The 14,530-nt window shown below is 59.9% G+C and carries 8 protein-coding genes and 1 pseudogene; all 9 read left to right on the top strand.

Annotated elements, in window-relative coordinates:
• Nucleotides 1-584: 584 nt before the first annotated feature.
• The 9 genes and pseudogenes from bcsE to bcsC all read left to right on the top strand — a co-directional run bounded on the left by bcsE (nt 585) and on the right by bcsC (nt 14,442).
• Nucleotides 585-2,132, top strand: coding sequence for a cellulose biosynthesis protein BcsE (gene bcsE / locus CJU81_RS10835; RefSeq protein ID WP_095036581.1), 1,548 nt, complete (start codon nt 585-587; stop codon nt 2,130-2,132).
• Nucleotides 2,129-2,329, top strand: a complete 201-nt coding sequence (gene bcsF / locus CJU81_RS10830) for a cellulose biosynthesis protein BcsF (RefSeq protein ID WP_095036580.1) — start codon at nt 2,129-2,131, stop codon at nt 2,327-2,329. Before bcsE ends, bcsF begins: the two co-directional genes overlap by 4 nt.
• Nucleotides 2,316-3,962: a cellulose biosynthesis protein BcsG gene (gene bcsG / locus CJU81_RS10825; RefSeq protein WP_095036579.1), complete on the top strand. Its 1,647-nt coding sequence runs from the start codon at nt 2,316-2,318 to the stop codon at nt 3,960-3,962. Before bcsF ends, bcsG begins: the two co-directional genes overlap by 14 nt.
• On the top strand, nt 3,932-4,168 hold the full coding sequence (bcsR, locus tag CJU81_RS10820; protein ID WP_095036578.1) for a cellulose biosynthesis protein BcsR: 237 nt from the start codon (nt 3,932-3,934) through the stop codon (nt 4,166-4,168). The genes bcsG and bcsR overlap by 31 nt, the downstream gene beginning before the upstream one ends.
• Nucleotides 4,165-4,887, top strand: a complete 723-nt coding sequence (bcsQ, locus tag CJU81_RS10815) for a cellulose biosynthesis protein BcsQ (RefSeq protein WP_095036577.1) — start codon at nt 4,165-4,167, stop codon at nt 4,885-4,887. The genes bcsR and bcsQ overlap by 4 nt, the downstream gene beginning before the upstream one ends.
• Entirely contained in the window at nt 4,884-7,484 is a 2,601-nt protein-coding gene (bcsA, locus tag CJU81_RS10810; RefSeq protein WP_095036576.1) for a UDP-forming cellulose synthase catalytic subunit, read from the top strand. The genes bcsQ and bcsA overlap by 4 nt, the downstream gene beginning before the upstream one ends.
• Nucleotides 7,481-9,808, top strand: a complete 2,328-nt coding sequence (gene bcsB / locus CJU81_RS10805) for a cellulose biosynthesis cyclic di-GMP-binding regulatory protein BcsB (RefSeq protein WP_095036575.1) — start codon at nt 7,481-7,483, stop codon at nt 9,806-9,808. Before bcsA ends, bcsB begins: the two co-directional genes overlap by 4 nt.
• A gap of 4 nt (nt 9,809-9,812) precedes the next feature.
• On the top strand, nt 9,813-10,925 hold the full coding sequence (gene bcsZ / locus CJU81_RS10800; protein ID WP_095036574.1) for a cellulose synthase complex periplasmic endoglucanase BcsZ: 1,113 nt from the start codon (nt 9,813-9,815) through the stop codon (nt 10,923-10,925).
• Nucleotides 10,913-14,442: pseudogene (gene bcsC, locus CJU81_RS10795) on the top strand (cellulose synthase complex outer membrane protein BcsC). Before bcsZ ends, bcsC begins: the two are co-directional and overlap by 13 nt.
• The last annotated feature ends 88 nt before the right edge of the window (nt 14,443-14,530 follow it).

The raw sequence follows: 14,530 nt of genomic DNA, 5'->3' as shown, positions 1-14,530 counted from the left end.
TCGCTGGTTGCTCATGGCACCTCCTAATGGGCCTCATTTTAAGGCTTGGAGGTGTCTACGAAACTAGGGGCGATTCAGGTTCTGAGGGCGAACCTGATCAAAACTACACAGTTCACAATGAACCCGGGTAAGCAATAGCACGCAACAGGATTATCACAAAGCCAGGCGTCAACTTTGCTCCCCCCCTCACCCGGTTTTCTCATGGGTTTTACAGACAAACATCTTGGGCGCAAGTGCGCAGCCCTTGAGCATCAACCCCTCCAGCAGAGCCGCCAATTTAATGACTTAATTTGAGATTGTGATGTTTTTTTGACATTTATTCTCTGCAAGCCATGTGTTTGGTAATTTTCCGGTGATAAGCTGCTCACTTTCTTACACGCATTCGAGTGTAGTACTACGCTTGTCGTAGATGATGCAGACCGCACAGTACAAGAATAAATAGATGGGACGTTTTGGGTTAGATGTTGACAGTCATTCTATTGGCGCCATAAAAGATTAAACCTTAGGGCGTCAGGGCTGATTGTTTATCGATGGTAGTACCCGGACGCCTTACGACATGCTTTTCCCAGGGGGGGACGTTACGCTTGGTTCATATCAGTTTGGCCATAGGCGGATTGCCGGATCAGCACATCGTGCTGCGCGCAGGCGGCTTGTATTGGGTCACGGTTGATCATTCCGCTGACGCAAAACTGCTTGCCCGGCAATTTCTTGAAAACATCCCCGAAAGCGTGCCTGCCACGCTGATTGCCAGCAGCGGTTGCGTGCAGGGCCTGATCAGCGACATGGCGCCCGATCGCGGGCCGGAAAAACTCAAGCTGTTCGAGATTGCCCCACGCGTCATTGAACCCGCGCTGGCCACCTTGACCCGCGACCTTGCGCGGATCGGCGTCGCCCCTTCCAGCCAGATCCTGTTGGTCCTGCCTGCCAACAGTTGGGCTGAGACCACTCTGGCTGCGCAATTGCAACGCTGGTTCGAGCGCATGCGCACCTGGCTGCAGGCGCGCAACGCCACACTGCTGGTGATAACCCACGGCGAGGCAGCGCTGCTGCATGCGCAGCTGCTGCAACTCAATCAGACCCTCTCCGGTTTAAGCCGCTTGTACCGCTATAACGGCGACCTGCGCTATCAGTTGCACTTTTGGCACAGCGATATGGGGGTATCGGCCGGCCAGGAGTTCAAACTGTCGGATCAGGGCGCGACCTTGCGCCTGATCCCGCAAACCGAAGTCGATACCCAGCCACGGGTGGCTGATGATCAGCACGTCTACCTTGCCGAGCGCGCCGTACTCGAAGGTGCGCCGTCGATGTCCAAACACTGGTACCTGTTCGAAAACCGTGACGCATTGCTCGAAGCGGCCCAGTCCGCCAGTGCTGCGACCGTGATTGTGGGCATCGACAACAGCTATCAGTTACTCGAACTTGCCCAGCAGTTGCACGACTTGCGCGAGCATTGCGGCCCGCAACTGAAGATCGTCGTGCGTGAAATGGAACCTTCGGTGCGCTACCGCGATGAACGCCTGTTACTGGCCTGCGGGGCCAATCTGATCGTGCCCGACGGCACCCTTCTCTCACGTTTTCTGAGCATGATTGAAAGCATTCAGGGTCAGCGCTGGCAGTACACCCAGAACATTGATTTCAAGACACTCCTGGAACGTCAACGACCGCCACAAATTCGCGGACTGGTGAGCCCCCGTGATTTTTTCGAAGCCGTTGCCCAGATCTACCAGGACAGTTCGGGCGAGGTGACCCACCAGTTGATGAAGTTCCAGCCGGTGCCAGGTATTGGCGAAGAACTGTTCCTCAATCAGATGTGCCTGCGTCGATTCGGCGACTTTGCCTGCCTGCTGGACGGTGAACTGTACCTGTTTCTGTTTGCCTGCCGTGCTGACGGACTTGAGCCGGCACTGGGCAATGTGTGCCGCCTGCCCTGGCGCGACATGTTCAGCCAGCGGCGCATGCTCAGCGGCTTGTCCGATCTGCCGGCTGACGCTTTTATGAAAGCAGAGGCCGTGCCTGCACACTTGCACATCCCCGTCGAGACCCATTCCACGCAAGCGGTATCCGCCACGGGCGAACGTGCGCCGTTAAACCCGCAAAGATTCACCCTGCCTATCAGTGAGCAACAGTCATGACGTTCCTTGAGCTACTCGATGTCATTGCATTGACCTGTGTGGTGACCGTACTGCTGACGCTGTTCTGGCAGCGCATGCGCGCGTACTTGAAAAATCATTTCGAGCAGTACCTGTCACCCCGCTATTTGAAATCGTGCGGCGTTCGCCGTCGCATGCCAGCCAGCCCTGCTCAGAGAACGCCTGATGAGTCTGTATAAGTCTGACGCACCGGCGCAGAAAATTGCCGGAAACTGGAGCGGCCTGGGCGCCTGGAACCTGTATTTTCTGGCCAAGTTCCTGCTGGCCTGGACGGGCCATCTGAATATCCAGATTTTGCCCAACCTGATCTTTGCTGCCGTGTTGCTGATCCCGATCGCCAACCCGGCGTTACGCCGTCTACGCACCCTGATTGCCATCCCGGTGGCCGTGGCCCTGCTGTATCAGGACACCTGGTTCCCGCCCTTCAGCCGCTTGCTGGCACAACCGGGTGTGCTGAACTTTTCGTTCGACTATATCGTCGAGCTGCTGGGGCGCTTTATCGACTGGCAAGTGTGCGCCCTGTTGCTGCTGCTGTTGGTTGGCTACCTGTTCCTCAACCAGTGGCTGCGCCTGACCACGCTCACCCTTCTGGGTTTTGCCTGGCTGGGCATGGGTAATCTGCAATGGCTGTTGCCACCGTCGGTGCAACCGCAAATGGCCGGCACCCAGACTGCGACGGGCGGACCCACCACCAGCACAGGCGAGCCGGATGACGCGACGCTCAATGGCTATCTGGAGAAGTTTTATCTCAATGAATCCACGCGCAAGGTCGAGTTCAAGGAGCCGGCAGTCAAGCCGCCGCCGTTCGATCTGCTGGTGATCAATATTTGCTCCATGGCCTGGGATGACCTGGATGCCGTGGGCTTGCGTGACAATCCGTTGTTCAGCCAGATGGACGTTATTTTCGACAACTTCAATTCGGCTACCGCCTACAGCGGCCCGGCAGCCATCCGCTTGCTGCGCGCCAGTTGCGGCCAGACCTCACATACGCAGCTGTACAAGCAACCGGCCGACCAGTGCCTGTTGTTCGATGACCTGCGCAAACTGGGCTTCGCCAATGAGCTGATGCTCAACCACACCGGTGAATTCGACGGGTTCCTGCAGGAAGTGCGCGAGCAGGGCCAGTTGCCGCCTCCGGCTCTGGGTGTCGTACCCGCAGGCCTGCCGCGCACCTATGTCGGTTTTGACGGTTCGCCGATCTGGCGCGACCGTGATGTATTGAGCAAGTGGTGGCAACACCGCATGGCTGAAGACGCACCCAATATGGCCCTGTTCTACAACACCACCAGCCTGCACGACGGCAACCGCCAGGTGCAGTCCGACGGCGGCACCCAGGCTGCTGACTACCGCAGCCGGGCACAGATCCTGCTCGACGATCTCAATGCCTTTCTTAAAGAGCTGGAAAAAAGTGGCCGTCGCGTAGTGGTCGCCATCGTGCCTGAGCACGGCGCAGCACTGCACGGTGACCGCATGCAGATAGCCGGCATGCGCGAAATCCCCAGTGACTCCATCACCCATGTACCGGTGGGCATCAAGCTGATCAATATGGGCGACAACGCGCAAACCCAGCCGATCCGTATCAGTGAACCCAGCAGTTACCTGGCCGTGGCAGAAATCATTGCCCGCCTGTATGCAGATCCAGCGCTGAGCAATGGCCAGACCGTGGATTGGTCGAAGCTACTGACCGACCTGCCAAAAACCCCGAAAGTCTCGGAAAACTCAGGGACCGTGGTACTCGATTACAACGGCAAACCCTATGTGCGAATCAAGGAGAACGGCGGATGGCTGCCTTACCCACAGCGGTTCAAATAAGCGCCGATATCCTTTCGCGCAAAGAACGGGCCGATGATATTGCCCGGCTTAAATCCATGATGGAGCTGCATGCCCTGGAATATGTCGATGTGTCGGCACATATGGAGCTGTTGCAGGCCTTCGAGCGCTGGCCGTTGCTGGCCTATCTTGAGGCGCAATACAAGAAGCCCGTGGATCTGAGCAAAGACCCGGAGCAAACCCCATGATCACCCTGAGCTTGCGTGGTGTTCGCGGTGGCGTGGGCACCAGCTCCACCCTGGCGGCCCTGGGCCATGCGCTGCATGAGCTGGGGCAGAAAGTGCTGTTGGTGGACATGTGCCCGGAGAACTCCCTGGGCCTGCATTTCAATATGGACCTCGCCCCCCGCGAAGGCTGGGCACGGGCGACCCTGGACCAGCAACCCTGGCATGAACAAGCCTGGGTAGTAGAGCCAGGCCTGTGCGTGCTGCCCTATGGGCAATTGAAGCCGAGCGAGGTGTTTGCCCTCGATGCGCTGTTGATCGAGCAGCCAAAACTCTGGACCCAGCGCCAGATTGCGCTGGCCAAAGGGTTTGACTGGATTCTCTTCGACCTGCCGCAACGCTTGCCTGGCCATGTCAGCAGCCCGCATTGCCGTATTTCGATGATGGTGATCAACCCCGACGCAGCCTGCCATGTGCTGCTGCAACCGCAGCTGGCGCAAACTCCGCTGTTTCTGGTCAATCGCTTCGATGCCGCCAGCCAGTTGCAACGCGATCTGCTGCTGATCTGGCAACAGCGTTATGCCCACGCCCTGGTACCCGTCAACCTGCACGCCGATGAAGCCATGGGCGAGGCCCTGGCCAGAAGCGAGCCTGCCGGACGCTATGCACCCGCCAGCCTGATTGCCCTGGATATCATCAGCCTGGCCAGTTGGTGCCTGCTGCGTGGCAGGAGGCCTGCATGATTTCGCGCTGGTTCCCTTATTCACGCTTGCGGCGTGAGCAGAACTGCACCCGCTTTACCGCCTTTATCCTGGCCTTGATTCAAGCCCTGGGCTGGATTTTCCTGCGCCTTGAATCACCCCGCTGGCAAGCCTTGCGTGAACAGCATCGGCGCCTGTATCCGCACCTGGCAGACAAACCCTCAACCATCGGTGACCCGCTACGCTACACGGTGCAAACCTTGTGGCTGCTGCTGGTGCGCACGCCCAACCAGAACCAGATTGGCCGGCAACGTTTTCGCCAGCGTACAGCCCGCTTCTTTACGGCCTTGCTGATGATCGTGCAACGGCCATGGAACCTGCTGTCCAATGCCTTTGCCCATTTGCCCACCACACTCAGCCCGCAAGTGACAAAAGGCTCGCACTGGTGGGACAACATTCAATGGCCGCTGCGCAAGGGCCTGTATATCGCCATGGGCGTGCTGGCCCTGGCGTTGATTGTTTTGTGCATTACCGAGCCGTTCGGGTTCCTCGCACAACTGGTGTTTGTGGTGTTGCTGTGGATGCTGGCCATGCTGGTTCGGCGCATGCCGGGGCGCTTTCCGACATTGTTGCTGATCGTGCTGTCGGTCATCGTGTCGTGCCGCTATCTGTGGTGGCGTTATACCTCGACCCTGAACTGGAACGACACTTTCGACCTGATCTGCGGCCTGACCTTGCTGGTGGCCGAAACCTACACCTGGCTGATCCTGTTGCTCGGCTATGTACAAACCTCATGGCCGCTCAATCGCAAACCGGCGCAATTGCCAGCGGATACCAGCCAGTGGCCGGTGGTCGACCTGCTGATTCCTACCTACAACGAAGAACTGTCGGTTACCCGTGGCACCGTATACGCGGCGCTGGGCATCGACTGGCCCAAAGACAAGCTGCGCATCCATTTGCTCGATGATGGCAACCGCCCAAGCTTCAAGACGTTCGCCGAAGAGGTGGGTATCAACTACATAGCCCGCACCGACAACCGTCACGCCAAGGCCGGTAACCTTAACCATGCGCTGAAATTGCTCGACGGCGATCTGGTAGCAATCTTCGACTGCGACCACATGCCCGCCCGCTCCTTCCTGCAATTGACGGTTGGCTGGTTTCTGCGTGATCCGAAACTGGCGCTGGTGCAAACCCCGCACCACTTCCTTTCGCCGGACCCTTTCGAGCGCAACCTGGGCACATTCCGTAACCGTCCCAATGAAGGCGAGCTGTTCTACGGCCTGATCCAGGACGGCAACGATATGTGGAACGCCGCGTTTTTCTGCGGTTCCTGCGCCATCCTGCGGCGTACCGCGATTGACTCCATCGGCGGCTTTGCGGTCGAAACCGTGACCGAAGATGCCCATACGGCCTTGCGCCTGCACCGCAATGGCTGGACCTCGGCCTACCTGCGCATTCCGCAGGCGGCAGGGCTGGCGACCGAAAGCCTGTCGGCGCATATCGGCCAGCGCATCCGCTGGGCGCGAGGCATGGTGCAGATTTTCCGCACTGACAACCCGCTGCTGGGCAAAGGCCTGACGATCTTCCAGCGCATTTGCTATACCAACGCCATGATGCACTTTCTGGTGGGGCTGCCGCGGCTGGTGTTCCTCACGGCGCCCCTGGCATTCCTGTTCTTCCACGCCTATATCATCTACGCCCCGGCCGTGATGATCCTGCTGTACGTGTTGCCGCACATGATCCACGCCAGCCTGACCAACTCACGGATGCAAGGCGCCTACCGCCAGACATTCTGGGGCGAGGTGTATGAAACGGTGCTGGCCTGGTACATCGCCCGGCCGACCACGGTGGCCTTGTTCAGCCCGTCGCGAGGCAAATTCAACGTCACCGCCAAGGGCGGCATGATGGAAGAAAACCAGTTCGACTGGCAGACCGCCAAGCCCTACCTGATTTTGTCGGTGCTTAACGCCCTCGGCCTGGGCTTTGCCGTCTGGCGCCTGTTCTATGGCCCCAGGGATGAAATCTTCACCGTGATCGTCAGCGTGCTGTGGGTAATCTACAACCTGCTGATTATCGGGGCTGCGGTGGCGGTGGCCGCTGAAGTGCGCCAGGTGCGCAACACCCACCGCGTACTCGCGCGCTTGCCGGGTGCGGTGAAACTGGCTGACGGGCACAGCTACCCCTGTGAACTGGTGGACTACTCCGACGGCGGCGTCGGCCTGCAACTGAGCCAGGCCCTGCAACTGCCCGTTGGCAGCCCGGTGTCGCTGATTCTGCAACGCGGCAACCGTGAGTTTGTGTTTACTGGCACCCTCACCCGCTCCCACGAGCGCTTCATCGGCTTGAGCTTCGCCCAACTGCCGCCTGAGGAAAAGATTGCCTTCGTGCAATGCACCTTCGGCCGCGCGGATGCCTGGCTCGATCACAACAGCGGTTTTGAAGCCGACAAGCCGATTCAGAGTCTCAAGGAGATCCTGGCCCTGGGCATCAAAGGCTATTACCGCCTGTATGAATACCTGCCGGCGTGGATACGCGTGTTGGCAAAACCCTTTTTGCACATCTTTCAGTGGCTGGGCAGCTTCTTGCCGCGCATGCCCACCTCCACCCCTCTTATTTCCCGGCCAGTGAGCAGATCATGAGTCGTATAACTAAAAAATCCATTTTCGCCAGCCTCGCGCTGATGGCCGTCACCTCATCACTGATGGCGGCCCCATTGCCCTTGCCGGGCAGTTCACCGGTGGCCGAAACGCTGCCCAAGCCGGCGTTCGCCCAAACCGATCAGGTGCTGCCAAGCTGGCCGGTGACCTATACCTTTGAGCAGTTGGGCCGCCCCGGTGACTCCCTGCTGCTGGGTATCAACAGTGCCGACCAGGTTGAATTCGGCATGCGCCGCGACCGGATTGCCAGTGATGCCAGCCTGCAACTGGAATACACACCCTCGCCTTCGCTGATCCCGACCTTGTCCCATATCCGGGTGTACCTCAACGATGTGTTGATGGGCGTGCTGCCGATCGAGAAGGACCAGCTGGGGCGTAAAACCACGCAAAAAATGGCCCTTGATCCACGATTGATTTCGGACTTCAACCGCGTGCGCCTTGAGTTTGTCGGGCATTACACCGAATTCTGTGAAGACCCGGCCAACAGCACCCTGTGGGTCAATATCAGCCGTGGCAGCAGCATTACCCTGCAAGAACAAGCGCTGAGCCTGCAAAACGACCTGGCGTTTTTCCCGCTGCCGTTTTTCGACCCGCGTAACAGCGGCAAGCTGGAATTGCCATTTGTCTTCGCGGCCAACCCGACCCTGGGCGAACAGAAAGCCGCCGCGATCCTGGCCTCCTACTTCGGTAGCCAGTCCAACTGGCGCGGGGCTCACTTCCCGGTTGTGTTCGATACCCTGCCAAACGTGCAGGACAAGGACGCCGTCCAGCCAACCGTGGTGTTTGCCACCAACGATCATCGCCCGGCATTTATGAGCGACCTGGAGAAATTCCCGGCCGTGACCGCGCCTGTGGTCGAGATGATCAATCACCCGGATGCGCCTTACAGCAAAATTCTGCTGGTCATGGGCCGCAACGAAGAAGATCTCGCCACGGCCGCCAAGGCGCTTGCCCTGGGCGGCAACCTGATGCGCGGCTCGCGCGTGACCATCGACAAGGTCGAGGAACTGCAACCGCGCAAACCTTACGACGCGCCGGCCTGGATGCGTACCGACCGCCCGGTTCGTTTTGCCGAGCTGGTCAGTTACCCGCAACAATTGCAAGTCAGCGGGCTGGTGCCACGCCCCATCACCCTGGACGTCAACCTGCCGCCTGACCTGTTTGTCTGGCGCAACCAGGGTATTCCGCTGCGCACCCAGTACCGCTACACCGCGCCGTCGGCCAATGATGATTCGCGCTTGAATATCAGCCTCAACGACCAGTTCCTCACCAGCCTGCCGTTGCTGCGCAAAGACACCAGCAACCTGGAAGAACTGCGCCTGTCGGTGCTGTCCAACGACTCGGCCAACGTCAGCGACAAGCTGATCGTTCCTTCGCTGAAAATTGGCGACCGTAACCGTCTGCGTTTCGATTTCAACTTTGCCAGCACCATGGGCAGTTCGCAGAAGGATCGCTGCCAGACCATTCTGCCGGCCAACACCCAGGCGATTATCGACGAAGACTCCACCATCGATATGTCCGGCTACTACCACTACATCAGCATGCCTGACCTCAAGGCCTTTGCCCGCAGTGGTTTCCCGTTCAGTCGCATGGCCGACATGTCCGAATCCATCGTGGTCGTACCCAAAGAAACTACCCCGACGCAAATCAGCACCCTGCTGGAAACCGTGGCCAGCGTTTCTGCACGCTCCGGTTACCCGGCTTTCGGCCTGCGCCTGAGCGATGACTGGCAAACAGCCTCCAAGGCAGATGCCGACCTGCTGGTACTGGGGCAAATGGCACCTGATCTGCGCGACAACCCGGACCTGAGCGTGCTCCTGCAACGCCAGCGCGACATGCTGGTACAGCCCCATGGCACCACCGGCATTGACGCCAACAACCGCCGCACTCCGTCAACCGACGCCCGCAACGTACCGGCCAACAAGGTAGAGGTCACCGCCCAGGCGCCGATTGCAGCTATTTTGGGCATGCAATCGCCAACCCATAAGCAGCGCAGTGTCGTGGCACTTTTGGCCAATGACGATGCGGACTACAACCTGTTGCGCGAAGTGTTGGGCGACAGTGGCAAGCTTGACGCTGTGGCGGGCTCGGCGGCACTGATCCGCAGCAGCGGTGTTTATAGCCAGTTGGTGGGTGACCAGTACTTTGTTGGCAACCTGCCATGGTACCTGCTGCTGTGGTACCAGCTGTCCGAGCACCCGGTACTGCTCACCGTACTGGCTGTGATCAGCGTTCTGCTCAGCGCCTTCCTGCTGTGGCGTGCCCTGAGCTGGGCGGCCAACCGTCGCCTGCACAAGCATGACTAAGGCCATGAAACGGCTGGCGGTACTCGCCATGACCTCGACCCTGGGGCTGCTGCCTCAGGTAGCGAGTGCGCAATCTTGTAACTGGCCCGCCTGGGACAGTTACAAGAAGGCCATGTTGAGCAGCGACGGGCGCATTATCGATGACTCGTCGGCGCAAATGATCACCACCTCGGAAGGTCAGAGCTACGGGTTGTTCTTTGCCTTGCTGGGCAACGACAAAAAAAGCTTTGCGAGCATTCTCCAATGGACCCGCAACAACCTCGCAGGGGGCAGCCTTGAGGCTCATCTGCCCGCCTGGCAGTGGGGCCTGGGGAAAAACGGCAAGTGGCAGATCCTGGACAGCAACAATGCCAGCGATGCCGACCTGTGGATCGCCTACAGCCTGCTCGAAGCCGGGCGACTGTGGCAATGGCCCGAGTATGTGGCGCTGGGGCAGAACATGCTTTGGCGCAGCGCCGCACAAAGCCTGCGCAAACTGCCAGGGTTGGGCCTGATGCTGTTGCCCGGCGATGTCGGTTTTGACAACGGCAAAGGCTGGCGCCTCAACCCCAGCTATTTGCCACCGCAATTGCTGGCCCGTTTTGCCCGGATCTCACCGATCTGGGCCGAACTGGCGAACAACCAGCAACGCATGCTGATCGAGACCTCGCCCAAGGGCTTTGCCCCGGACTGGCTATTGTGGAAAGCCGGTAGCGGTTGGGCTGCGGACAGCAAGGAAGGTTCGCTGGGTGACTACGATGCCATTCGCGTCTACCTGTGGGTCGGCATGCTGGCCCAGGACGCGGCGAATCGCCAGACCCTGCAGCAGCATTTTGCGCCCATGGCCAGCCTCACCCAGACCCTGGGTTATGTGCCGGAAAGCGTCAATGCTGTCACCGGCAAATACACCGGTACCGGGCCGGTGGGGTTTTCCGCCGCCATGCTGCCGCTACTGGCCAGCCTGGACTCCCCGGCCCTGGCCGTACAACGGGAAAGGATCAAGCAACAGCCGCCTGCGGCCGATGCTTATTACAACCAGTCACTGCTGCTGTTTGGTCAGAGCTGGGATGAACAACGCTATCGCTTTGACAAGGATGGACAGCTTTTACCTTCGTGGATCAAAACATGCCAAAAATAACAACGTGGGCGTTCCTGCTCAGTGGTTTGTCCACTGCAGCCATTGCACAACCGAGCACGGTGCAGGAGCAGCAACAATGGCTACTGGAGCAGGTGCGCATCGGCGAGGCTATGTACCGTGAAGACCTGGTACGTGACTCGCTGGCCCGCCTGCAATTGATCTCACCCAACAACCCGCAAGCGCTGGTAGCTTCGATACGCCAGGCATTGCTGGAGAAAAACCCCGAACTGGCCAAGCAGCGTCTGGCCCAGTTGCAGAATGTCGCCCCGGATTCGCCAGCCTTGCGTCAGGCCCAGAGCCTGATGAAACTGCAAGACCCGCAAAGCCAGAAAGACCTGCAACAGGCGCGCCTGTTTGCCGCCGCCGGTCGCCCTGAAGAAGCGGCCGCAATCTTCGAGCGCCTGTTTGGCAATGCCCCGCCGGATTTCGCCACGGCACTGGAATACCTGCGCATTCGCAGCAATATCCAGGGCCAGCGCCCACAGGTTATCGAGCAGCTGCGTACCCTTGACAAGCAGTACCCGGGCAACCCCGGCCTGCGTCAAACCCTGGCTGATTTGTTGTTCCGCGAAGACCGGGCGCCAGAAGCCCTGGTCGTCCTGCAGCAACTGGCCAAAGATCCGGTCGCCAGCAACCAGGCAGCCGAACGAGAGTTCACCTACCTCAGCACCCTGCCGGTGGACCGCAGCTCGGCGCAGGCCTGGAAGGGCTTTATCGACCGCTACCCGAACTCGCCGCTGATCGCCCAGGCCAACCAGAACCTGAAAAAACAGGAGCAGTTGCTCAATGACCCGGCATGGACTGCCGGTGCCCAGGGCAAGCAAATGATTGATCAGTCGCGTAGCCCCGCAGCCGCTGAAGGCCTGCTGCGCCGAGCTCTGAAGCAATACCCCGACGACCCGACCCTTTACGGTGCCCTGGGCATGGCGCAGTTTCGCCAGGGCCGCTATGCCGAGGCCAATAGCAACTTTGCCACCGCACGAAGCAAAGAACAGGACACCTCCAATATCAGCAAGTGGCAAGACCTGATGGATGCCAGCCGCTACCGCATGCTGCTCAGCCAGGGCGACAAGGCCCTGGAGCAGAACAACCTGCCCGCAGCGCGCACCGCTTTCACCCAGGCACGCAAGACCAAACCTGGCGATGCCGACCCGCTGATCGGCCTGGCCAGTGTGGCCCAGGCCGAGCACGACGACATCCAGGCCGAGGCCTTGCTGTTGCAAGCCCGCCGCCTGGAGCCCGGCAATGGCAGCGCGGTGCGTGGCCTGATGCGTCTGTACAGCGCGCAAGACCCGCAGAAGGCCAAGGCGTTCCTTGATCGCCTGCCGCCTGCCAGCCAGAAGCAATTCGCCAGCCTGCGCCAGAGCATCGAACTGGACGAACTGAACCGACAGGCCGACGCCGCTACCGAGCGCAAGGATTGGCCACAAGTGGTCACCTTGCTCGGCAAAATTCGCAACTTCAGCCCCGACGAGCCTTGGGTCACTTATCGCCTGGCCAATGCCCAGCGCGAAACCGGTCAGCCCGGCGCGGCCGACGACAGCTTCAAACAGCTGATGGCCCGCCAGGGCAAAAACCCTGAAGCGGTGTATGCCTACGCTCTTTATCTGTCCTCCAGCGACCGAGATGCCAGCGCCCTCAACGTGATGGCGCAACTGCCCCGGACGCAATGGACTGATTCCATGCGTGAACTTGATACGCGCCTGCAGCGCAACGTACTGGTGGCCCGTGCCGAAAGCCTGCGTGCCGCCGGGCAAGAGCCCCAGGCCATCGCCCTGCTGATACAGGACAACAGCCCCGACGACCAGATGACCATTGCCGGCTGGGCCCAGGAGCGCGGTGACTATGCGCAGGCACAGAGTCTGTACCGCGAGGTACTGAAAAAAAACCCGGGCAATACCGAGGCGCAGCTGGGGCAAATTGAAACCCTGATTGCCAGCAAGCAGTTGCCTGAGGCGCGCCAGCAACTGGCGCAGCTCACCCCTGCCCCCGGCACGCCGTTGACCCCGTCCCAGCAACGTCGCGTGGCCAATGCCTGGGCCGGTGTAGGCGAGCCCGACAAAGCTCAGGCCATCTATGCACAGTTGCTACAGTCACCCCAGGTTGACCCGCTGATGTACCGCGATGCCGCGCGGCTCAGTGCCGCCAAGGACCCGCAACAGGCGTTGGATTACTACGCTAAAAGCATGGCTGCCGCGGGCCTGATTACTCCGCAACAGGGCAGCCCCCGGGACAACCGGGCCATGACCATGGCCAGCCGCGAAAAAGATGATGACCAGTGGCTGGCCCGCAGCCTGCGCAGTGACGTGGACGAGCTATACCAGCGGCAAACCCCGACCCTGCATCTGTATACCGACTATGGCTGGCGTTCGGACAATGCTTCAGCCGGTACTTCGGACACCGACACCCGCACCACCATTCTGCAACTGGATCTGCCGGTGGCCGATGGCACGGGTTTTCTGCGAGCAGAGCAGTTGAACATGGATGCGGGCAAGTTCGACGCGGATCCTGATGGTCAGGTGCGCGAGAATTACGGCACCTGCAACGTCAAGTACAACCGCAAGGGCACCGACGGGCCGGACTTATCGGGTTGCGCCGACAGTTCCCAATCCGCAAATGGCACCATGATGGCCGCAGGCTGGAAGAACGAGGTGTGGAACGTTGATATCGGCCGCACCCCGGATAATTTCAAAGTGCCCAACTGGCTGGGCGGTGTTGCCTACAGCAGCAAGATCGGCTCGGTGGGCTGGACCCTGACCGGCTCGCGTCGTCCCTTGAGTAACTCGATCCTGTCCTATGCCGGTGCCACCGATCCCGTTACCGGCATTACCTGGGGCGGTGTCACCTCCAACGGCGTGACCCTGAGCCTGAGCCACGACGAAGGTGGCGTAGACGGGGTATGGGCGAGCCTGGGCCAGCACTGGTTGCGTGGCAAGAACGTGGAAAACAACCACAAGAACACAGCCATGGCCGGTTATTACTACCGTTTGGTGGAACGTGCCGACGAGCGCATGCGCACCGGCCTGACCCTGATGTACTGGGGCTATGACCATGATTCGAGCGAATACACCCTGGGCCAGGGCGGTTACTACAGCCCGCAGAAGTATTACTCGATCGGTGTGCCGCTCAACTACGCCTTCCGTACTGCCAACTGGTCGGTGTCACTGGAAAGCTCGGTGAGCTGGTCGTATGCCAAGACCGACGCCCACGACCTCTACCCGCTTAGCGGGCTGAACGACAAACTGATCCAGGGCCTGGACGAGCAAGGCTTCAAACTGGCCGATGGCCTGGGGCAGTCGTCAAGCGGCAGCAGCACGGGCATTGGTTACCGCCTGCAAGGGCTGGTGGAGCGCAGGTTGTCGGATCATCTGGTGCTGGGGGGGGCTTGCTCTATCAGCACAGTGACAGCTATGCGCCGAGCCGGGCGATGCTGTACCTGCGCTATACCTTCGATGTATGGCAAGGCAACTTGCCGATGCCGGTGCAGCCTTTGATTCCGTATGCGGATTTCAGGTAGTAATTAGCAGATTATCGGCTGAAAGCCCCTCACCCTAGCCCTCTCCCGGAGGGAGAGGGGACTGACCGCACGCGATTTCAAGACCACA

It is taken from the genome of Pseudomonas fragi (assembly GCF_002269505.1).
Classification (GTDB): domain Bacteria; phylum Pseudomonadota; class Gammaproteobacteria; order Pseudomonadales; family Pseudomonadaceae; genus Aquipseudomonas; species Aquipseudomonas fragi_D.
This window is presented reverse-complemented; position numbering and strand designations above follow the sequence as displayed.